Source organism: Micromonospora sp. DT48 (assembly GCF_049844495.1).
Taxonomy (GTDB): domain Bacteria; phylum Actinomycetota; class Actinomycetes; order Mycobacteriales; family Micromonosporaceae; genus Micromonospora.
The window spans coordinates 405,299-426,129 of the sequence record NZ_JBNCLE010000004.1 but is presented as its reverse complement, the minus strand read 5'-3'; the positions used below and the strand labels follow the sequence as shown (position 1 = coordinate 426,129).

23 protein-coding genes are annotated in these 20,831 nt (G+C 71.8%); 18 read left to right on the top strand and 5 right to left on the bottom strand.

Annotated features, from left to right (window positions below; translation table 11 throughout):
- Positions 1 to 40 precede the first annotated feature (40 nt).
- Together ACLQ2S_RS02735 and ACLQ2S_RS02730 are read right to left on the bottom strand one after the other, a co-directional pair.
- Positions 41 to 403, bottom strand: a complete 363-nt coding sequence (locus tag ACLQ2S_RS02735) for a hypothetical protein (protein WP_093409867.1) — start codon at positions 401 to 403, stop codon at positions 41 to 43.
- Positions 404 to 416: 13 nt separating this feature from the next.
- Entirely contained in the window at positions 417 to 734 is a 318-nt protein-coding gene (locus ACLQ2S_RS02730) for a hypothetical protein (protein WP_309222395.1), read from the bottom strand.
- A gap of 343 nt (positions 735 to 1,077) precedes the next feature.
- Here ACLQ2S_RS02730 and folP point away from each other — a divergent pair, with 343 nt between their 5' ends.
- The 7 genes from folP to ACLQ2S_RS02695 all read left to right on the top strand — a co-directional run bounded on the left by folP (position 1,078) and on the right by ACLQ2S_RS02695 (position 5,807).
- Entirely contained in the window at positions 1,078 to 2,007 is a 930-nt protein-coding gene (folP, locus tag ACLQ2S_RS02725; protein ID WP_309222396.1) for a dihydropteroate synthase, read from the top strand.
- Positions 2,004 to 2,369, top strand: a complete 366-nt coding sequence (gene folB, locus ACLQ2S_RS02720) for a dihydroneopterin aldolase (protein ID WP_155214375.1) — start codon at positions 2,004 to 2,006, stop codon at positions 2,367 to 2,369. Before folP ends, folB begins: the two co-directional genes overlap by 4 nt.
- On the top strand, positions 2,366 to 2,893 hold the full coding sequence (gene folK, locus ACLQ2S_RS02715; protein WP_155214376.1) for a 2-amino-4-hydroxy-6-hydroxymethyldihydropteridine diphosphokinase: 528 nt from the start codon (positions 2,366 to 2,368) through the stop codon (positions 2,891 to 2,893). The genes folB and folK overlap by 4 nt, the downstream gene beginning before the upstream one ends.
- Before the next feature lie 109 nt (positions 2,894 to 3,002).
- Entirely contained in the window at positions 3,003 to 3,488 is a 486-nt protein-coding gene (locus ACLQ2S_RS02710) for a DUF3180 domain-containing protein (RefSeq protein WP_230462230.1), read from the top strand.
- A 170-nt stretch (positions 3,489 to 3,658) separates the two neighbouring features.
- Positions 3,659 to 4,867 carry an ABC transporter permease gene (locus ACLQ2S_RS02705; protein ID WP_425701031.1) on the top strand — a complete coding sequence of 403 codons (1,209 nt, stop codon included), beginning with the start codon at positions 3,659 to 3,661 and terminating at the stop codon, positions 4,865 to 4,867.
- 64 nt (positions 4,868 to 4,931) lie between these two features.
- Positions 4,932 to 5,237, top strand: coding sequence for a hypothetical protein (locus ACLQ2S_RS02700; protein WP_155214379.1), 306 nt, complete (start codon positions 4,932 to 4,934; stop codon positions 5,235 to 5,237).
- A 78-nt stretch (positions 5,238 to 5,315) separates the two neighbouring features.
- Positions 5,316 to 5,807 (top strand): hypothetical protein, encoded by a 492-nt coding sequence (locus ACLQ2S_RS02695; protein ID WP_155214380.1) that lies wholly within the window; start codon positions 5,316 to 5,318, stop codon positions 5,805 to 5,807.
- A 58-nt stretch (positions 5,808 to 5,865) separates the two neighbouring features.
- Here ACLQ2S_RS02695 and ACLQ2S_RS02690 read toward each other — a convergent pair whose 3' ends face one another.
- The gene (locus tag ACLQ2S_RS02690; RefSeq protein WP_425701030.1) at positions 5,866 to 6,861 is read right to left on the bottom strand and encodes an ABC transporter ATP-binding protein; all 996 of its coding nucleotides are present in this window, start codon (positions 6,859 to 6,861) and stop codon (positions 5,866 to 5,868) included.
- A gap of 2 nt (positions 6,862 to 6,863) precedes the next feature.
- Between ACLQ2S_RS02690 and ACLQ2S_RS02685 the strand changes: the two genes are divergently transcribed.
- From ACLQ2S_RS02685 to ACLQ2S_RS02670, 4 genes are all read left to right on the top strand, one after another.
- Positions 6,864 to 7,550 carry an ABC transporter permease gene (locus ACLQ2S_RS02685; RefSeq protein WP_425701029.1) on the top strand — a complete coding sequence of 229 codons (687 nt, stop codon included), beginning with the start codon at positions 6,864 to 6,866 and terminating at the stop codon, positions 7,548 to 7,550.
- 82 nt (positions 7,551 to 7,632) lie between these two features.
- Positions 7,633 to 8,355 (top strand): ABC transporter permease, encoded by a 723-nt coding sequence (locus tag ACLQ2S_RS02680; RefSeq protein ID WP_155214382.1) that lies wholly within the window; start codon positions 7,633 to 7,635, stop codon positions 8,353 to 8,355.
- 302 nt (positions 8,356 to 8,657) lie between these two features.
- Positions 8,658 to 9,659, top strand: coding sequence for a glycine betaine ABC transporter substrate-binding protein (locus ACLQ2S_RS02675; protein ID WP_230462212.1), 1,002 nt, complete (start codon positions 8,658 to 8,660; stop codon positions 9,657 to 9,659).
- A 155-nt stretch (positions 9,660 to 9,814) separates the two neighbouring features.
- The gene (locus tag ACLQ2S_RS02670; protein ID WP_425701028.1) at positions 9,815 to 11,437 is read left to right on the top strand and encodes a hypothetical protein; all 1,623 of its coding nucleotides are present in this window, start codon (positions 9,815 to 9,817) and stop codon (positions 11,435 to 11,437) included.
- 31 nt (positions 11,438 to 11,468) lie between these two features.
- Here ACLQ2S_RS02670 and ACLQ2S_RS02665 read toward each other — a convergent pair whose 3' ends face one another.
- Positions 11,469 to 12,650 (bottom strand): NADH-quinone oxidoreductase subunit D, encoded by a 1,182-nt coding sequence (locus ACLQ2S_RS02665; RefSeq protein ID WP_196222411.1) that lies wholly within the window; start codon positions 12,648 to 12,650, stop codon positions 11,469 to 11,471.
- Between the two features lie 37 nt (positions 12,651 to 12,687).
- On the bottom strand, positions 12,688 to 13,824 hold the full coding sequence (locus ACLQ2S_RS02660; RefSeq protein WP_425701027.1) for an SAM-dependent methyltransferase: 1,137 nt from the start codon (positions 13,822 to 13,824) through the stop codon (positions 12,688 to 12,690).
- A gap of 111 nt (positions 13,825 to 13,935) precedes the next feature.
- Here ACLQ2S_RS02660 and ACLQ2S_RS02655 point away from each other — a divergent pair, with 111 nt between their 5' ends.
- The 7 genes from ACLQ2S_RS02655 (at position 13,936) to ACLQ2S_RS02625 (ending at position 20,711) form a co-directional block, all read left to right on the top strand.
- Positions 13,936 to 14,898 (top strand): Rossmann-like and DUF2520 domain-containing protein, encoded by a 963-nt coding sequence (locus tag ACLQ2S_RS02655; RefSeq protein WP_425701026.1) that lies wholly within the window; start codon positions 13,936 to 13,938, stop codon positions 14,896 to 14,898.
- Between the two features lie 38 nt (positions 14,899 to 14,936).
- Positions 14,937 to 15,785, top strand: coding sequence for a pantoate--beta-alanine ligase (gene panC, locus ACLQ2S_RS02650; protein WP_425701053.1), 849 nt, complete (start codon positions 14,937 to 14,939; stop codon positions 15,783 to 15,785).
- Between the two features lie 26 nt (positions 15,786 to 15,811).
- Entirely contained in the window at positions 15,812 to 16,231 is a 420-nt protein-coding gene (gene panD, locus ACLQ2S_RS02645) for an aspartate 1-decarboxylase (protein WP_155214387.1), read from the top strand.
- 156 nt (positions 16,232 to 16,387) lie between these two features.
- Positions 16,388 to 17,284: a septum formation family protein gene (locus tag ACLQ2S_RS02640; protein ID WP_425701025.1), complete on the top strand. Its 897-nt coding sequence runs from the start codon at positions 16,388 to 16,390 to the stop codon at positions 17,282 to 17,284.
- Between the two features lie 61 nt (positions 17,285 to 17,345).
- Positions 17,346 to 19,040 (top strand): L-aspartate oxidase, encoded by a 1,695-nt coding sequence (locus ACLQ2S_RS02635; RefSeq protein ID WP_425701024.1) that lies wholly within the window; start codon positions 17,346 to 17,348, stop codon positions 19,038 to 19,040.
- A complete protein-coding gene (nadC, locus tag ACLQ2S_RS02630; RefSeq protein WP_155214390.1) occupies positions 19,037 to 19,933 on the top strand; it encodes a carboxylating nicotinate-nucleotide diphosphorylase in 897 nt (298 codons plus the stop codon). The genes ACLQ2S_RS02635 and nadC overlap by 4 nt, the downstream gene beginning before the upstream one ends.
- 19 nt (positions 19,934 to 19,952) lie before the next feature.
- Positions 19,953 to 20,711: a type III pantothenate kinase gene (locus tag ACLQ2S_RS02625; protein ID WP_309222398.1), complete on the top strand. Its 759-nt coding sequence runs from the start codon at positions 19,953 to 19,955 to the stop codon at positions 20,709 to 20,711.
- The last annotated feature ends 120 nt before the right edge of the window (positions 20,712 to 20,831 follow it).

Here is a 20,831-nt window from a genome sequence, read left to right as displayed (position 1 = left end):
CTGCCCGTGTCCTCGTTCGGCCCGTACGGCGTGCAGCCGGTCATGCCAGTTCCTCCCGGATCCTGATCCTGCTACCGACCAGGCGCGGATCGCGCTGCTCGGCGGCCGGCTCCCGGGTGCGTCGCCAGTCGGTCAGCGCGGTGCGGATCACCATGCGCGCCGGACGGTCCGGATCGACGTACCGGAAGACGAACGAGGTGGTCACGATGGCGAGGGCGATCTCCCATGCGGGGAAGAGTTCGACCTGCAACGTGAACAGCCAGTGGATGAACATGTAGAGGGGAACGAGCAGCATGAACAGCCCGTACTGGGCGTACGGCAGGTGGACCGGAAGGGTGTAGCCGGGCGGCCCGAGATAGACCAGGCGAGCCCGGTAGATGTCGTCGTCGGTGCGTAGCCGCATCTCGTGCCTGCGCCTATTCGAAGATCAGGTTGATCAGGAAGTCACCGATGAAGAAGAGGGTGGCGGCTCCGGCGATGAAGGCCAACCCGACGATCGCGATGGCCGAACTGGTCAGCACCTTGGAGATCTCGCCTCGGCTGGCGCGGCCGATGAAGATGACACCCAGCACGGCCAGCAGGATCGGAGCGATCTTGCTGGCGAAGAAGGTGACAACGCCTTCGGTGTTGATCCCCTTCGGCTCTTCGGCGGCGAGCGGAACCGACGACGCCAGAGTGGAGAGCAGGTGGGCGGCGTTGCTCGACGCCGTTTCCATCAGCTCGATGGCGATCACTGAAACCTCCCCAAGTCGCGGCCGGCGGCGCCGCGGTGGTGCAGTAGGCAAGCCTTGCGGGATCGGTGCTCACTGTGCGCAGCGCCCGAGACCCTGCGTACGATAACCGCCACGTACGGTGGCGATTTTTGGGCGGGTTGTCCCGCTTTGGCCCTCCCTCCAAGCGTCGCCAACTCGATGCTGGGCAATTCCACAGCGTACGGGCCGCCCCCCTTTGCGACAAGCCGCGAAGATGCTGCCCGAAGCGACCCGGACGACCGATCGTACACCTGTTCCAATTGCCATGTCAGCGCCGTGGACCGGGCGGTCTGCGACGGGCGGTGGGACCGGTACCGTCCTAACCGTGACCGATCTGGTACGGGCTTCGGCCCCCGTGGTGATGGGCGTCCTGAACGTCACGCCGGACTCTTTCTCCGACGGCGGACGTTACGCCGACGTCGAGGCCGCTGTCGCACACGGCGTCCGGCTGCGTGCCGACGGAGCCGGGTTGGTTGATGTCGGTGGAGAGTCGACCCGACCCGGTGCCGACCGGGTGGACAGCGAGACCGAGATCGCCCGGGTGGTGCCGGTCATCCGGGAACTGGCCTCGGCGGGCGTCACGGTCAGCATCGACACCACCCGTGCCCGGGTGGCCGTGGCGGCGCTGGACGCCGGAGCGGCGGTGGTCAACGACGTATCGGGAGGGCTCGCCGACCCCGACATGGCCCGGGTGGTCAGCGACGCCGGTTGTCCCTGGGTGCTGATGCACTGGCGGGGCCACTCCCGCCGGATGAGCGAGCTGGCCAGCTACGGCGACGTGGTCGCCGACGTCCGTGCCGAACTCGGCCAGCGGGTGGAGGCCGCGCTCGCCGCCGGGGTGGCCCCGGATCGCATCATCATCGATCCGGGCCTCGGCTTCGCCAAGAACGCCGCACACAACTGGCAGCTCAGCGCCCGGTTGCCGGAGCTGATCGAACTCGGCTACCCGCTGCTGTTCGGTGCCAGCCGCAAGTCGTACCTGGGCCAGCTGCTCGCCGGCCCCGACGGCGTGCCTCGGCCCACCGACGGTCGGGAGATGGCCACCGTCGCCACCAGCCTGCTCGCGGTCGCCGCCGGTGCCTGGGGGGTACGCGTGCACGACGTACGCGCCACCGTCGACGCCCTCGCCGTCTGGCAGGCCACCGGCCGTCCCCGACTGACCGGCGCGACCACCCCCGTCGGCGCGCCGACCGCTGACGCCGGCGGGGTAGCTGCGACACGGCGGAACACGGGAGACAGGCGGGTCCGACGATGACCGACCGGATCGAGTTGACCGGCCTGCGGGCACACGGCCGGCACGGGGTCTACGACTTCGAACGCGCCAACGGTCAGGACTTCGTCGTCGACGCGGTGCTCGAACTCGATCTGGGCCCTGCGGCCCGGTCCGACGACGTGCGGGACACCGTGCACTACGGCGAGTTGGCCGAACGGCTGGTCGAGGTGATCACCGGCGAGCCGGTCAACCTGATCGAGACCCTCGCCGACCGCCTGATCGAGGTCTGCCTGGCGGATCCACGGGTCACCGCCGTGACGGTCACCGTGCACAAGCCCGAGGCGCCGGTGCCGCACGCCTTCACCGACGTGGCCGTGACGATGCGCCGGACGCGTACCCGATGACCCGCGCCGTGCTCTCCCTCGGCAGCAACCTCGGTGACCGACTCGGCCACCTGCGCACCGCGCTGGCCGTCCTCGGTGACAGCGTGCTGGTGGTCTCCGGGGTCTACGAGACCCCGCCGTGGGGTGACCCCGATCAGCCGACGTACCTCAACGCCGTGCTGTTGGCCGCCGACCCGACCGCTGGCCCGTACGACTGGTTGGCGCGGTGTCGGGCGGCGGAGGAGGCCGCCGGTCGGGTCCGTGATCCGGCGCGCCGCTTCGGCCCGCGTACCCTCGACGTGGATGTCGTCGCGGTGTGGACCGACGACGACCAGCCGGTGCTCTGCGACGACCCCGAGCTGACCCTGCCGCATCCCCGGGCGCACCTGCGGGCCTTCGTGCTCCGGCCGTGGATCGACATCCAGCCCTACGGGCGACTGCCCGGGCACGGTTGGCTGACCGACCTGCTCACCACCGGTCCGGCCGCCGCAGAGGTCCCGGAACTGAGCCCACGACCCGATCTGACGTTAGAGTCGACGGCATGAGCGAGCGCAGCGAGCGGACCATCAGGCTCAGCGCGTTGGCGCCTCATGACGGTGCGGAGCGGGGCGGAGTGTCGGCATGAGCGTTTCCCCGCCACCCGACGGGTCGCGGATGGGGCCGACCCGTATCTCGACCCTGGTGGTGACCGCCCTCGCCGCCGCCGCGGTGGCCTGGCTGCTGATCAGCGGTCTTTACTACGACCAGCTGCCACCGCTGCCCTGGCTGCCGGTGGTGACGCTGGCCGGGCTCGCCGTGCTGGAGGCGTACGCCGCGATCAACACCCGGGGTCGGATCGAGCGCCGGCCGGGCCGGGACCCGGTCAACCCGCTGATGGTGGCCCGGTTCGTCGTGCTGGCGAAGGCGTCCTCGCTGGTCGGTGCCATCTTCGCCGGCGGCTACGCGGGCATGACGGGTTGGCTGTTCGTGCAGTCGACCCGCGCCGCCGCCGATGACCGCCCGGCCGCCATCGCCGGTCTGCTGGCCTCGACCGCCCTGGTGGCCGCCGCGCTCTGGTTGGAGAGGTCGTGCCGGGTTCCCGACCAGCCTGACGACGACCACGAGCCGGACGACTGGGACAGCCACCCGGGCCGCCGCTAGGCGCGGGGCGGTGAGCCGCCCCGACCTGCGCTGTCGTCGGTGGCTGCGCAGGTGGGGGTTACGCCCGGCTCTGGCGCGCGGGTACGGTGCCTGCGACCGAAAGGCAACGCCCCGCCGCCGGTCCGCCCGTGCGTCGGTGGAGTCCGGGCGGCCGCTGGGAGGCATAGATCATGGGGTACGACGAACCGGGCCGTGGTGGACTGTCGGAGTCCGCCTCGGCCAGTCCCGTGACCGGGGCGGAGGCGGTTCTCGACGAACCCGAGACCGAGCCGGGTCGGGACCGTTTCGGTGTCTACATCGTGTGGGAGACGCTGCTGCTGCTCGGCTTCGGGGCACTGGTCTACCTGGTGTGGCGAGAGGACCCGGCGATGCTGCGCGGCAGCGGGCTGCGGAACCTCATCGTCGACGTGGTCGGCCTCGGCCTGCTGGCGCTGGCCGCCGGGCTGACGCTGCGTACCGCTGCGGTCAACCTCGCGATCGGCCCGGTCGCCGTCGCGGCCGGGCTGCACTTCGCCGAGCAGAGTGACCGTGGGGTGCTCGCCACCGTCGGCACGGCCACGGCGGTGGCCGCGATCGGTGGGTTGCTGCTCGGGCTGGTGGTCGTACTGCTGCACGTGCCTGGCTGGGCGGCGAGCCTCGGTGGCGCGGCCGGTGTCATCGTCTACATCGAGCAGCGTTCCGCGCCCGTGCTGGTGCAGGGGGACTACGACCCGCGCGGGACCGCCGGCCAACTCTTCGTCGGTTTCGCCGCGATCGCGGTGTTCGGCGGGCTCTTCGGAGCGGTGAACCCGATCCGACGGCTGGTCGGCCGGTTCCGCCCGACCGCCGACCCGGCCCGTCGACGGGGTGCGGCGGCTGCCGTCGTCGTCACCGGTGGCTACGTCTGCTCCACCGTGCTGGCGACGCTCGCCGGGGTGCTGATCGCCTCGGCCGACCAGAGGGTGACCCCGGCGACGGGACTGGACTGGACGGTGCTGGCGGTGGGCGCGACGCTGCTCGCCGGCACCAGTGCGTTCGGGCTGCGCGGCGGCGTCTTCGGCACGCTGCTGGTGGCCGGTGCGCTCGGCCTGTTCCTCGGGTACGCGCAGGCACGCGGCTGGACGGTGAGCCTCTGGGCGATCGGTGGGGCCGCGTTGGCCGTCGGCCTCGTCGTCACCCGCATGGTCGAGACGTACGGGCGTCCGGCGGAGGTGGTCGGTGTGCCGGCTCCGCCGCTGGCCGAACCGGTCAGCGGCGGTGGATGGAGTGTGGCGCAGCCGCAGCCGGTCGGTGACTGGCCGCCCGTGCTGCCCGCCCAACCCGCGGTCGGCAGCACGGATCCGTGGGGGGACCGGCGCTGGGAGAGCAGCCCCCGAACCTGGGACGTCGACGACCGGTGACCGGCCGACACACGCCGTACGTCGTCGCCGCGCCGGGAGTGATCTCGACGGTTAGGCTCGGCACATGACCGACACATCATCGAGCTCCGGCGGCCGGTCGTTCGAGGAGTTGGACGCCCTCTCCACCGAGGAGCTGCGGGAGCGTGCGTTCGCCCTCGCCCGGGAGCGCCGCGACGTGAAGTTCTTCTGGTCGGTGCTGCGGCATCTGCCGAACGCCGACGAGGCTGCCGCGCTCGACGGTGCGCCGAACTCGGTGGGGCCGACGATCGACGAGGCGGTGGCGCTCTGGCGTGAGTTGACCGGGCACGGCTACGAGGAGTCCGCCCCCCTGTTGCGCGCCGCGTTCATCGACTACCTGATGAAGGATTAGTACGGCGTCAAACGCGCGTACCACCATAAATAACGCCTCGCGTTTGCCTGCGTCGATGCGCTGGGAACTAGCGAGGCCATGGCTCTCACCAATCGGTACAAGTCCGCACCGGGCGCCGGCACGCTCGCCGCGCTCGTCCTGGTCCTCGTCTTCGGTAGCCCCTGGTACGTCGACTGGGCCAGGAACAACACAGATCCGGACAGCGCCGGCGGCTGGTTCCTCAGACTGCTCGCCTGGCCGGCCTGGCGATTCGACTCCTCCGACTCGATTCAGGAGATCTTCGCCGACGATCTGAAGGCGATCCTCGTGGTCGTTCTCACCTTCGTGTTCCTCTACCTGCTGCCGGGCTCCCAGCTCGCCCGTGCCCGGGGCACCATCAGCCAGTTCTTCGCCGGCTGGGCGGCGTTCATCTTCGCCGGGGCGTTCGCCGCCCTGCTCACCACGCTGATCCGGAGCAACCCGTCGTTGCTGGGCGCCTTCCAGGCGGCCGGGGACGGCGCGGAGTACGGACTCTTCGTCGGCTGGATCATCGGCATCGCCACCCTGGGTGGGTACCGGGGACGGCGTTGACGGCACGGCCGGGTCCGTCGGTGGGATGGACCCGGCCCAACATCCGTGCCGCGTCGACTCAGCCGGTCGGTTCCGCCAGGGTCAGGATGCGTTCCCGGCTGAGCGTCCCGACCGGCTGCCCGTCCTCGGTGACCACGGCCTGCCCACCCGGGGAGGTGAGCAGCACGGCCAGAGCGTCGTACGCCGAGCCGCCCAACGGCACCGTCGGCAGGTTCGCCACACCGTCGACCGGCAGTGGGTCGAGCACCTCCCGAGTCACCGGGGTGACCGCCAGCCGCCGGATGCCCCGGTCGACCCCGACGAACTCGCGGACGAAATCGGTGGCGGGAGCCCCGAGCAACGCCGCCGGGGTGTCGTACTGCTCCAACCGGCCGCCCTCGGAGAGCACCGCGATCCGGTCACCGAGCCGAACGGCCTCGTCCAGATCGTGGGTGACCAGGACGATGGTCTTGCGTACCTCCGCCTGCAACCGCAGGAACTCCTCCTGAAGCCGGGTACGCACGATCGGGTCGACGGCGGAGAAGGGCTCGTCCATCAGCAGCACCACCGGGTCGGCGGCGAGCGCCCGGGCCACCCCGACCCGCTGCCGCTGGCCGCCGGAGAGTTCGTGGGGGTAGCGCCGGCCGAACTGCGCCGGATCGAGACCGACCAGTTCCAGCAGCTCCGCCACCCGACGCTGCGTCGCGGCGGTGGTCCAGCCGAGCAGCCGGGGCACGGTGGCGATGTTGGTGGCGACGGTCTGGTGCGGGAAGAGCCCGACGTTCTGGATGACGTAGCCGATCTGTCGGCGTAGCTTCACCGGGTCGGCCCGGGTGACGTCGGAGTCACCGAGCAGGATCCGGCCGGTGGTCGGTTCGATCAGCCGATTGATCATTCGCAACAGGGTCGACTTGCCGCAGCCCGACGGGCCGATCAACACGACCAGTTCGCCCTCGTCGACGTGCAGGCTGAGCTCTCGGACCGCCTCGGTGCCGTCCGGGTAGCGTTTGCCGATGCCGTCGAGGGTGATCGACGCCGCACGTCGATCGCTGCCGGCACCCGGGGTAACGTCCACGTATGTCCTTCCGCCTGAGCTACCGGGCTGATCCGGGTAACCCGTGGTTCTCCTGGCAGTACGTGCGGGACAACTCGGAGACGGTGCTCAACGCCCTGCGCGAGCACACCACGCTGACCCTCCGGGCGGTGCTCATCGCGGCGTTGATCGCCATCCCGCTGGCGGTGGTGGCCTACTGGTTCCGGCCACTCACCGGGCCGATTCTCGCACTCACCGGGGTGCTCTACACGGTCCCCTCCCTGGCCCTGTTCGCATTCGTCGCCCCCTATCTGGGCATCGGTGTGGCGACCGTGCTGAGCGTGGTGGTGCTGTACGCGCTGCTGGTGATCGTGCGCAACACCGTTGCCGGGCTCAACCAGGTGCCGGCGGAGGTCCGGGAGGCGGCCGAGGGGATGGGTTACGGCCGGTGGGGTCGACTGTTGCGGATCGAGTTGCCGTTGGCCTTACCGGGCATTCTGACCGGCCTGCGGTTGGCCACGGTCTCCACGGTGGCTCTGGTGACCGTCGGAGTGGTGATCGGGCGGGGTGGGCTCGGGCAGATCATCTTCGCCGGTTTCCAGAACAACCTCTACAAGGCACAGATCATGACCGGGACGCTGCTCTGTGTCCTGTTGGCCCTGGTGCTCGACCTGCTCCTGATCGGGGCCGGTCGGCTGCTCACGCCGTGGCTGCGCGGGCGGGCTGGTTGAACGTGACGACGCGACGGAGGGGCATCGGGATGGTCCGCGCGAACGACGGGGGACGGCGGGTCCGGGACGGTCGGGGAGCGCGATGAATCCGGTGTCCCAGGCGGTGGTCTGGCTCAACGATCCGCTCAACTGGACGAACCCGGGCGGCATCCTGGACCGGCTCGGCGAGCACGTCAGCATTTCGGCCACGGCGGTGCTGCTGGGTTGTCTGGTGGCCTGGCCGCTGGGCCTTTGGCTGGGCCACACCGGCCGGGGCGGTGGGCTGGTGGTGCTCGTCTCCAACCTCACCCTGGCGGTGCCCACCCTCGCCCTGCTCACCATCCTTCCGTTGACGTTCCTCGGGTTCGGCCGACCGGCTGTGGTGGTGGCCCTGGCGGTCTTCGCCGTGCCGCCGCTGCTGGCGAACGCGTACACCGGGGTGCGGCAGGTCGATGCGCAGACCCGGGAGGCGGCCCGTGGCATGGGGATGACCGGGGCGCAGGTGCTGCGGCGGGTGGAGCTACCGCTGGCGGTGCCCTATCTCGCGGCCGGTTTCCGGACCGCCGCCGTCCAGGTGGTCGCCACGGCGGCGCTGGCGACCTTCGTCAACGGCGGCGGCCTGGGCGAGATCATCCGCTTCGGATTCGGGTTGAGCATCGCGGTCGGCGGTGGTCAGATCCTGGCCGGTGGGCTACTGGTCGCCGGGCTCGCGGTCAGCGTCGAACTGATCTTCGCCCTGGTCGAACGGTTGGTCACTCCCCGGCCGCTGCGGCGGGCCCGGCATCGTGCCGGGCGACGTGCGGCGGACGCCGTCACCGGGTCCTGATCGCCGGGCGTCCGCGCTGTGGTGCCCATGCCCCAGCGCAAGTCTCGGCCGACGGCACACCGCGCCGCGCGGTCACTCGCCGTGCATCCGGGCGTGCGGTCCGGTCACCACACGCCGTGCCGTGTGGTCGCTCACGGCGCGACGACCCCGATGGGTGACGTTCTGGTGACGAATGGCTTCTCGGGTTGTCGGAGGCGCGCGTCAGGATGTTGGGTGGAGATCGCGGGCGGCCGAAGGGCGAGTCGCCCGTCGGACACGCGGCCGGTCCACCCGGGCCGCGCCGGGACACGGAAGGCGGGCGGATGCGCGCAGGTAGAAGGCTGTCTATCGCGGTGGTGGGGGCGGTCGCGGCGGCGACGGTGCTGGCGGGCTGCGGTGACGCGGGCTCGTCCGGCACCGAGGCACCCCAGCAGGGCGCCTCGGGCGAGGGTTGCGCCCCGGTGGCCGGCGAGCAGCTGATCGCGCTGGAGGACGACAAGTCGCTCCAGAACGCGGACAACATCATCCCGGCGGTCAACAGCGAGGTGGCGACGCCGCAGCTGATCGCCGCGCTCGACAAGGTCTCCGCGGTGCTCGACACGCCGAAGCTGGTGCAGCTCAACAAGGCGGTCGACGTGGATCGCAAGAGCGCGCAGGCCGCGGCGAAGGAGTTCGCCGACGCCAACTCGTTGACCGAGGGCGTGGAGAAGGGCCCGGGTGGACGGATCACGGTGGGGGCGGGCAACTTCACCGAGAGTGAGATCATCGCCGAGCTTTACAAGATCCAGCTTGCTGCGGCGGGCTACCAGGTCACCGTGCAGCAGATCGGCAACCGGGAGTTGTACGAGCCGGCCCTGGAGAAGGGCGAGATCCAGGTCGTCCCGGAGTACGCGGCCACCATCGCCGAGTTCCTCAACGGCAAGGCGAACAGCGGCGGACAGCCGGTCTCCTCGCCGGACGTGGACAAGACCGTCACCGCGCTGCGTGACCTGGGTGAGAAGGTGGGCCTCACCTTCGGCGCGCCGGCAGCGGCACAGACCCAGAACGCTTTCGCCGTGACGCAGGAGTTCGCCGACAAGTACGGCGTACGGACCCTCTCCGAACTGGCCGAGAAGTGCTCGGGTGCGGCGACGGTGCTGGGTGGCCCGCCGGAGTGCCAGGAGCGCCCGTTCTGCAAGCCCGGCCTGGAGCAGACCTACGGGTTGACCGTCGGTTCGTTCTCCTCGCTCGACGGCGGTGGCCCGCTGACCAAGACGGGTCTGCGCAACGGCACGATCAGCGTCGGCCTGGTCTTCTCGACCGACGCGGCGTACGCCCAGGGCTGAGCCCTCGCGACATCTGACGGCACCCCGGCCGAGCTGGCCGGGGTGCCGTCCTCGTTTGCCCGGTTCGCGGCAACCGGCGCACCTCGGCGAACCCGTCGGCGATCCGGCTGTCGAGCCGTTCCCACGTGACGCAACTCTCGGTAGGCTGCGGACCCATGCCTGCCCCGGTGCCTGCCGACCCGCGCAAGCTGCTCACCGTGCTCTTCTGGGGCGGTGTGGCACTGGCTCCCGTCGCGGCACTGATACTGCTGGTCGCTGACGGCAACGGCCCACTACGGTTCGCCGCGGTGCTGGCCATCATGGCGGTGGTGCTGATCGGGCTCTCCATCGCGTTGCGTACCGACGGCGGCGGGCAGTACTCCGAGGAGTTCCGCGCGGAGGTCGACGAGCTGCGGCGCGAGTTGCGCGGCGAGATCGTGGCCGCCGCCCAGCGCGGTAACCAGGCGCTCGACGAGGTCCAACGGGTCCAGGACGTGGTGGCCGGGTTGCGTCGACGGGTCGAGGCCGGTGGCGTCGCCTCGCCCGCCAACGACGAGGCGCCCGGTGCGGGGCGGGCCCGGGTGGCGGCACCGGAAGCACGGGCGCAACAGGCCGACCGGCCGGCCGGGGTGTACGGCACCGCCCAGCCCGGCCCGACCGGCGGCTACGACAGGCCGCGACCAGGGCCCGGCCAGGACCGTCCAGCCAGCGGGTCTGCCGGTGTCTACGGTTCACCGTCCCGCGCCGAGCCGGAACACCGCCCGGGTGAGCCGGGGCCGAGGCCGCTCGGGGTGGTCCGGCACACCGAGACGGTGCACGTGACCACCCGGCACACGATCGTGGGTGAGTCCGGCGGCTACCCGTCGACGTGGTCGGGCACACCGACCGGGGAGCACAGGCGCGGCGCCGACCGGGACGACCATTCCTGGTCCGACGGTGGCGACCGTTCCCGCCGGGACGACAGTCCCCGCTGGTCGGCCGGGGAACGCCCGGACGAACGTTCCTGGTCTTCGGCGGCCGAGGAGGAGCGTTCCTGGTCCGGCTCGTTCCGTGACGACGAACGGCCCCGGTCCGGCCCGCGGCACGAGGCGGACCACTCCTGGTCGCCGCCACGGGAAGAGAGCAGATGGTCGGCCGGGCGGGACGACTGGTCCACCCCGCGCGGCGGTGGCCCGGCCTATCCCGGCGGGCCCTCGCCGGACGGTCCTGACTGGGCGGGCCCGCGCGACGACCGGAGCTGGGACTCGGCCGGTCGGCAATGGGAGGCTCCGGCCGACCCGGCACCGGTGGCCCGGGGGCATCGGGCGGACGACACCGGGGAGTACTGGGCGCAACTGCGGGCCGGAGACCGCTGGGCGGCGGTACGCGACGACGACCGGGGCCGCGAGCTGCGCGTCGGGGAGCGCCGGGCCGAGGTGCACACCGATCCGGGCGGCACCGAATACCGGATGGAGGACCGCTGGGCGAGCGTACGCCGCGACGAGCCACGCCGGGAGGCGGCGGGCGACGACGCGTGGCGGGACGGCTGGGGTGAGCCGGAGAGCCGTCCGGCGTTGCCCGCCGGTGGAGTGCCGGTACCGCAGGACTGGCGTCCGCCGCGCCAACGCGGCTACCAGCCCGAACCAGTGCCCGGGCAGCAGCCCGAACCGGTCGCCGGCTACGCCCCGGAGCCGGCGCACGGCTACCAGCCGGGGCCCGGATGGGGTCAGCGTCCGGGTGCGGAGCCGTACGGCCGACGGCACCATGCGGAGGAGCCCGGCTACGGTCCCGCGCCGCACGACGGTGGCCGCTGGCGCTGACCGTCGCCGACCGGCACTGGCCGGGTGGCCGTCACTTGTCGACGTCGCCGACCACGAAGAACATCGAGCCGAGGATGGCGATCAGGTCCGGCACCAGGCAGCCGGGCAGCAGGGTTGCCAGGGCCTGCACGTTCGCGTACGAGGCGGTACGCAGCTTCAGCCGCCACGGTGTCTTCTCGCCCCGGGAGACCAGGTAGTAGCCGTTGATGCCGAGCGGGTTCTCCGTCCAGGCGTACGTGTGTCCCTCAGGTGCCTTGAGCACCTTGGGTAGCCGGGTGTTGATCGGCCCGGTCAACTGGTCGACCCGGTCCAGGCACTGCTCCGCCAGGTCGAGCGAGGCGTACACCTGGTCGAGCAGCACCTCGAAACGGGCGTGGCAGTCGCCGGCCGTCTTCGTCACCACCGGGACGTCGAGCTGGTCGTAGGCCAGGTACGGCTCGTCCCGGCGCAGGTCGAGGTCGAGCCCGGAGGCTCGGGCGACCGGACCGGAGGCGCCGAACGCGGCCGCGTCGGCCGCCGACAGCACGCCGACGCCGACGGTGCGGGCCAGGAAGATCTCGTTGCGCCGGATCAGGTTGTCCAGGTCCGGCATCCGCCGCCGCACCTCGCCGATGGCGTTTCGGGCCCGCCCGGTCCAGCCGGCGGGCACCTCCTCCTTCAGACCACCGACCCGGTTGAACATGTAGTGGATCCGCCCGCCGGAGACCTCCTCCATCACCGCCTGGAGAGTCTCCCGTTCCCGGAAGGCGTAGAACATCGGGGTGATCGCGCCGATCTCCAGTGGATACGAGCCGAGGAACATCAGGTGGTTGAGTACCCGGTTCAACTCGGCGAGCGCCATCCGCAGCCAGGTGGCCCGTTCGGGGACCTCCATGCCCATCAGCCGTTCCACGGCGAGCACCACGCCCAGCTCGTTGGCGAACGCCGACAGCCAGTCGTGCCGGTTGGCCAACACGATGATCTGCCGGTAGTCGCGTACCTCGAACAGCTTCTCCGCACCGCGGTGCATGTACCCGACGATCGGTTCGGCGCTGAGTACCCGCTCGCCGTCGAGGACGAGCTTGAGGCGCAGCACGCCGTGCGTGGACGGGTGCTGGGGGCCGATGTTCAGCACCATGTCCGCGCCGAGTTGCTCCCCGCCGGTGCCCGGCACCAGTCCCGCCCCGGTGCCGACGGTCAGCTCGCGCAGATCGCCCGTGGTCATGTCCGCCATCGTGCCATGAACCACCGTGCCGAGCGGCGCGCGCCCGTCAGCCGCGTACGCCGTCGGTGTTCTCGGTCAGCGTCGCGAGGAACGGCAGCCGGTCGGCGGGCAGGCCGACCGGCTGGCACAGCCACCAGTGGCCGCCGAGCCCGGCCGGATCGGTCAGCTCGGCCGCCGCCGACGTGCTGGCCAGCGCCCGCAGGTAGCGGGCCGGGTCGCTGGAGGCCAGGCTCAGCGGCGGTCGTCCGCCGTCGGCCCCGAGCGCGCGCAACGCCTTCCGCTGTGCGGCCAGGACGTACGCACACCGGGCGACCCGCTCACCGGCGGAGGCGACCGAGTCCATGGCGACGTGTGCGGTGACGTCGCAGGAGCCGTCCGGTACCGGTGGCACCTGCCGCCCGCCCCGGTAGCCCGTCAACGTCCCGCCGAACGGCCGCTCCTCGCGCAGATGCCCGTAGTCCACGGTCACCACGAGTCCCCGGTCGACGTGGCCGACCGCGTCCGCCCACGCCTCGTCTCTCGTCCGCCCGATCTCCGCTCTTTCTGTGGGGGTTTCCGGGCAGCCCGACGTGGCCGGGATCGACCCGTCTCTCTCGGGCTGGGGAGGCCACCAGGTGGTCAGCCAGTCGAGGTCAGCGGGGCTGATCCGTTCGCCGGTCGTCTCGGCTCCGGTGGTGGGGTCCACGAGGAGATACCGCCAGCCGTCGTCGGCGTGGGTGGCCAGGTCGAGGGGGACGTTGTCGAGCCACTCGGTGGCCAGCAGCAGGCCGGTGATGGCGGTGGGAATCTCAGCTGTCCAGGTGATCTGGTCGGGAAGGTGCTCGGGACGTGGGGCCAGTTCGACGGCGGTGAACCGTACCCGCCGAGCCAGCGGAACCGGCGCGGACGGCGACTGGTCGAGGACGCCGGGCGGACGCGCGGCGGCTGTGGTGGTCCCGGCAACCCCCACGGCGAGAGCACCCAGCAGCTCACCCCGTCCCGCCCCCACGTCCACCACATGGAACGGCTCAGGAAAGTCCAGGGCGGCGTCCAGATGGTGGATCAGCCGGAGCAGCGCCGAGGCGAAGATCGGCGAGGCGTGCACGCTGGTGCGGAAGTGGGCCGCCGGACCCGCGCCGGAGACGAAGAAGCCCTCGGGCCCGTAGAGCGCCTGACGCATCGCGTCCCGCCAGCGCATCGACATAGGGCCCTCCTCACACCGCCGGTGAACGATTTCACACCTTCTTGTTTCGGATCGGCGTCAGCGACGCATACTTGCCCCGACCGGTACCCGCCTCGAGGACTGGATCGTGACATGAGCGCACCGCTGCGCACCCACTCGGCCGCCCGTGGGCGGCCCGCGACCGCGACATCGTCCCAGGTCGCCTTCCCGAGCGTGCTCACCGTCGGCATCATCGGCGCCGGACGGGTGGGTGCCACCCTGGGCGCCGCGTTGGCTGCCGCCGGTCACCGGGTGGTAGCCGCCAGCGGTGCCTCCGGCGCCTCCCAGGCGCGCCTGGCGCTGCTCCTGCCGACGGTCTCCCGCCGCTCGGTCGTCGAGGTCGCGCGAGCTGCCACCGACCTGCTGCTGATCACTGTGCCGGACGACGCGCTGGCCGGGGTGGTGGCCGACCTGACGGCGGACGGCGCACTGCGTCCCGGTCAGGTGGTCGCGCACACGTCCGGAGCACACGGTTTGGCGGTGCTGGCCCCGGTCGGCACGGCCGGTGCCCGTCCGCTGGCGCTGCATCCCGCGATGACCTTCGCCGGTACGCCCGACGACCTCGGTCGGCTGCCCGGCGTCTCGTACGGGGTGACCGCGCCGGCCGAGCTGCGCCCGCTGGCCGCCCGCCTGGTGGTCGATCTCGGTGGGGTGCCCGAGTGGATCGCCGAGGCGGACCGGCCGCTGTATCACGCGGCGTTGGCGCACGGCGCGAACCACCTGGTGACCCTGGTCAACGAGGCGGCCGACTGGCTGCGCGACGCCGGGGTGGGTCAGCCCGAGAAGGTGCTCGCACCGCTGCTGCGTGCCGCGCTGGAGAACGCGCTGCGCCTCGGCGACGAGGCGTTGACCGGCCCGGTCTCGCGCGGTGACGCGGGGACGGTGCGGCGGCACCTGGCCCGACTAGCCGCCACCGCGCCCGACTCGGTCGAGCCCTACCTCGTCCTGGCTCGGCGTACCGCCGAACGGGCCGTCGCGTCCGGTCGGCTGCGTCCGGCCGACGCGACGGCGCTGCTCGGCGTCCTGGACGGGTACGGAAGTCAGGTGGCGGCGTGACCGTCGGGGGAGGGCAGATGCCGAACGAGGTGGATCACGTGACGGAGTTGGTGCACACCCGCGCCGATCTGGCCAGGGCGCGAGCCGCCCGCACCGGAACGGTGGGGGTGGTGATGACCATGGGGGCGCTGCACGAGGGGCACGAGGCCCTCCTGCGGGAGGCCCGGTCGCGCGCCGACCACGTGATCGTGACGATCTTCGTGAATCCGCTCCAGTTCGGGCCGAACGAGGACTTCGACCGCTATCCGCGTACCCTTGAATCTGATCTTGAGATTTGTCGGCGGGCCGGCGCGGACCTGGTCTTCGCGCCGTCCGTGGCGGAGATGTACCCCGGCGGTGAGCCGGCGGTGCGGGTCAATCCCGGGTCGCTCGGCGAGGACCTGGAAGGACTGAGCCGTCCGGGGTTCTTCCACGGCGTGCTCACCGTGGTGCTGAAGCTGCTCCAGCTCACCCAGGCCGATCTGACCTTCTTCGGTGAGAAGGACTACCAGCAGCTGACCCTGGTCCGGCGGATGTGCCGGGACCTGGACGTCCCGGTCGAGGTGATCGGGGTGCCCACCGTACGGGAGCCGGATGGTCTGGCCCTGTCCAGCCGCAACCGCTACCTCTCACCGGCTGAGCGGAAGGTGGCGCTGAGCCTGTCCCGGGCGCTGCGGGCCGGTGCGGAGGCCGCCTCGGCCGGACGCGATGCCGCCGCGGTGCTGACCGCGGCGCACGCCGCCTTCGGCACCGGCGAATCGGGAGCGCGGCTGGACTACCTGGTGCTCACCGATCCGGACCTGGAGCCCGGGCCGGTCCGAGGTCCCGCCCGGCTGCTCGTGGCGGCCTGGGTGGGCGACACCCGGCTGATCGACAACGCCCCGATCCTGCTCGACCCGGCTCGCTGACCACCAACCCCGCGAAAGGCATCCCGATGTTCCGCACGATGCTCAAGTCCAAGATCCACCGGGCCACGGTGACCCAGGCGGACCTGCACTACGTCGGTTCGGTGACCGTCGACGAGGACCTGCTCGACGCCGCCGACCTGCTGCCGGGTGAGCAGGTGGCGATCGTCGACATCACCAACGGCGCCCGGCTGGAGACGTACGTCATCCCGGGGCAGCGGGGCAGCGGCGTGATCGGCATCAACGGCGCCGCCGCCCGCCTGGTCCAGCCGGGCGATCTGATCATCCTGATCGCGTACGGGCAGATGGACGACGCCGAGGCCCGCGCGTACCGCCCTCGGGTGGTGCATGTGGACGCGGACAACCGGGTCGTCGACCTCGATGCCGATCCGGCCACCGCCGCGCCCGGCACCGCCGGTGCACCGGTGCCCAACCCGCTGTCGGTGTAGCTCCGGACGCCAGACGTCGTCGGCGTGTCCCTACCGGCGACACCTCCCACCGGTCACGACGATCATGCCGTGATTCCGGTCTGTCACCAGAAGGTCATTTCTGGTTACCCTGAAGGCGCCGTCGGGGGACGGCCGCTGACTGGGGGAGGCGGCGCCATGCCACGTGCGACGAGAGCCCTGGTCGCGACCTTCATGGTGGCAGCGCTGCTGGCCGGCTGTGGGTCGACCGGAGGGCTGGATGGCGACCTGGTCGACGACTGGGCCGCACTGCCGCCACCCGGGCCGTTCACCCCGGCCGCCGGAGTCTGTCACGAGGCCGACTTCGCCCAGGTGGTGTCGGTCGGGGCGTACGCGCCGGTGGACTGCGCCGAACCGCACCGGGTGGAGACGGTGCACGTGGGCGCCTTTCCCGCCGAGCGGAGCGCACCACCACCCACCGGCTCGGCGGAACTGCGTACCGCCTTCGCCGAGTGCGACAACCGGGCCAACGGCTACGTGGGCGACAACTGGCGGGCCGGGCGGCTGCGGTTGGCGGTCGCGGTACCGTCCGAGCCGGGCTGGGCGACCGGCTCCCGCTGGTACCGCTGCGACCTGATGGAGGTCGACACGGTGGACGCGGGTGCCAAGGTCGTGGTGCGTACCGGGTCGCTGCGCGACGTGCTCCGGACGGCTTCGGCGCTGCGCCTGAGCTGCCACCAGACACGTACCAACAGCAACGGTGTGGTGCAGTCCCTGGTTCCGGTGGCGTGCGCCGAGCGCCACGACGCCGAGTTCGCCGGTGTCTGGCCGGCACCGGAGGGCCCGTACCCGACGCGAAACGCCCATTGGGCCCCCTTCTACGCCGGGTGCCGCTCGGTGCTGGCCCGCTTCGCCGGCCTGCCGGACGACACCGACCTGGTCTTCCGCACCGATGTGGTGGTGCGTCCGCCCAGCGCCGGTCGGTGGCGGGTGGGTGACCGGGGGATCCGCTGCTATCTGTGGCTCAGCAACCGCCAGGTGACCGGGACGCTCAAGGGCGCCGGTCCGGACGGACTCCCGCTCCGGACGAAGTAGCCGGAACCACTCGTCCCGCCCCCGCCGCCCGGGGCGAAAGGCATTCGGGTTGACTGTGGGCATGGACCTACCGACCGTCGGCCTGCCGGCGCTGCCGAGCCGGCTGGCCGCCCCAGAGCCGGGCTGGGTGGAGACCACCGACGTGATCGTGGTCGGCTCCGGGGTGGCCGGGCTGACCGCCGCCCTACATCTTCGTGAGGCGGGCCTGCACGTCACCGTGGTCACCAAGGTCGACATCGACGAGGGCTCGACCAGATGGGCGCAGGGCGGTATCGCCGCCGTGCTCGACCCGGCCGACACCCCGGCCATGCACGCCTCCGACACCGAGATCGCCGGTGTGGGCCTGTGTGACCCGGCGGCGGTCCGCGTGCTGGTGGAGGAGGGGCCGACCCGGCTGCGGGAACTGATGCGCCTCGGTGCCGAGTTCGACCGCAACGACGACGGCTCGTTGATGCTGACCCGGGAAGGCGGGCACCGGACCGACCGCATCGTGCACGCGGGCGGCGACGCGACGGGCGCGGAGGTGCAGCGGGCGCTGCACGAGGCGGTCCGGCGCGATCCATGGATCAGGCTCGTCGAGCACGCGCTGGTGCTGGACCTGCTCCGGGCCCCCGGCGACGGTCCGGGTGGGCTCGGTGCCGCGTGCGGGATCACGCTGCACGTCCTCGGTGAGGGCAGCGAGGACGGCGTCGGCGCCCTGCTGGCCCGCGCGGTCGTGCTGGCCACCGGCGGGATGGGGCAGATCTTCGCGGCCACCACCAACCCGGCGGTCTCCACCGGCGACGGGGTCGCCCTGGCCCTGCGGGCCGGTGCGGCGGTCACCGACGTCGAGTTCGTGCAGTTCCACCCGACCGCGCTGATCGTTCCCGAGCACCCTCGGGTGCCCGGCGCCGGCCACGCCCAGCAGCCGCTGGTCTCCGAGGCGCTGCGGGGCGAGGGCGCGCACCTGGTGGACGCCGACGGGAAGCGCTTCATGCTCGGCCAGCACGAACTGGCCGAGCTGGCGCCACGGGACGTGGTCGCCAAGGGCATCCACCGGGTGCTGCTGGCCACCGGTGACGACCATGTCCACCTCGACGCCCGCCATCTCGGCGGTGACTTCCTGGCCCGACGGTTCCCCACGATCGTGGCGTCGTGCCTGGCCATCGGCGTCGACCCGGGCACCGACCTGATCCCGGTGGCGCCGGCCGCGCACTACGCCTCCGGTGGGGTCCGCACCGACCGGCGCGGTCGGACCTCCATTCCCGGCCTGTACGCCTGCGGCGAGGTCGCCTGCACCGGCGTGCACGGCGCCAACCGGCTGGCCAGCAACTCGCTGCTGGAAGGGCTGGTCTTCTCCCGGCGGATCGCCGACGACATCGCCTCCGGTTTGCCCGAGCAGGCACGCCCGGCGGACACCGGGGTGTGGCGGGGCGAGGGTGGGTGGGTGCTACCGGCCGCGACGACGCCGGTGTTGCAGCGGGCGATGACCCGCGGTGCCGGGGTGCTCCGCTCGGCCGCGACGCTCACCACGACCGCCGCCGACCTGGTCGAGTTGGGCGGTGCTCGCGGTACCCCGCGCACCGCCGACTGGGAGGCGACGAACCTGCTGACGGTGGCCGCCACGCTGGTCGCTGCGGCGTACGCCCGGCAGGAAACCCGGGGCTGCCACTGGCGGGAGGACTTTCCGACGGCCGACGAGCGGTGGCTCGGTCACCTGGTCGGCGCGGTCGACGGACAGGGACGGTTGACCACCCGGTGGGAGGAGACGCGATGACCGGCGAGACGGAACGGATGTTGCGCGCGGCCGGGCTGGACCCGGACCAGGTGCGCCGGATCATCGAGAACGCGCTCGTGGAGGACCTCGGCCCGGACGGCCTCGACGTGACGAGCGTCGCCACCATCCCGGCGACGCAGACGGACAACGCCGACGTGGTGGCCCGCGCCGACGGCGTGGTGGCCGGACTGGCCGTCGCCGCCGCCGTGTTCGAGTTGACCGCCGAGGTCACCAGGGCCGGGCGTACCGTCGACGTCACGCTGGTGGCACAGGACGGCGAGCGGGTGGCGCGCGGGGATGTGCTGGCCACGGTCACCGGCCCCACCCGGGTGCTGCTCACCGCCGAACGGACCGCCCTCAACCTGCTCTGCCGGATGTCCGGGGTGGCCACCCACACCCGGGCCTGGGCCGACGCGTTGGCCGGTAGCAAGGCGATGGTGTTGGACACCCGCAAGACCACGCCCGGGCTGCGTGCCCTGGAGAAGTACGCGGTCCGTGCCGGTGGCGGCACCAACAAGCGGATGGGCCTGCACGACGTCGCGATGGTCAAGGACAACCACAAGTTCGCGGCGGGTGGCGTCGCCGCCGCCTACCGCCGGGTCCGGGAAGCGTTCCCGGACGTGCCGGTGCAGGTGGAGGTGGACACCCTCGCCGAAGCGGTGGAAGCGGTCGAGGCCGGGGCGGACTTCCTGCTGCTGGACAACATGCCGCCGACGGTGCTCGCCGAGGTGGTCGCCGCCGTCGGTGATCGGGCCGAGCTGGAGGCGACCGGTGGGCTGACCATCGCCGACGCGGCGGCGGTGGGCGCGACCGGCGTCGACTTCCTCTCCGTCGGCGCGCTCACCCACTCCTCACCGATCCTGGACATCGCCCTGGACCTGCGCACCGACTGAACCCGTCTAGGCTGCGTGCGTGCTGCTCTGCATCGACATCGGGAACACCAACACCGTGCTGGCGACCTTCGACGGCGACAAGCTGGTGCACTCCTGGCGGATCAAGACCGACGCCCGTTCGACCGCCGACGAGCTGGGTCTGATGTTCCGGGGACTGCTCGCCGGTGACGCCGTCGAGATCACCGGCGTGGCCGCCTGCTCGACGGTTCCGGCGGCCCTGCGCTCCCTGCGGACCATGCTCACCCGCTACTACGGCGAGCTGCCGAGCGTCATCGTCGAGCCCGGCGTACGCACCGGGGTGCAACTGGCCATCGACAACCCGAAGGAGGTCGGCGCGGACCGGGTGGTCAACACGCTGGCCGCGTACACCCTCTACGGCGGCCCCTCGATCGTCGTCGACTTCGGCACCACCACCAACTTCGACGTGATCAGCGGGCGGGGTGAGTTCCTCGGTGGCGCGTTCGCCCCCGGCATCGAGATCTCCTTCGACGCGCTCGCCGCCCGCGCCGCCCAGCTCCGCAAGGTCGAGGCGACCCGACCCCGCTCGGTCATCGGCAAGAACACCGTCGAATGCCTCCAGGCGGGCCTCTACTTCGGGTTCGCTGGCCAGGTGGACCGGATCGTGGAGCGGATGGCTGCCGAGATGGGCGAGCTGAAGGCGGTGATCGCCACCGGTGGGCTGGCCTCGCTGGTGCTCAACGAGTGCCGGACCATCACGCACCACGAACCGATGATCACGTTGATCGGGCTGCGCATGGTCTACGAGCGAAACCTCTGATTCTGTTGCGGTTGGGGGTTCCGGCGACCCGACCGGCTCCGGGCTATCAGGCTTGATCCCTGCGCCGGTCGGGCTGCCCGGAACCTTCGGCGGCCAGCGCCATCCGTTCCTTGGGCTTCT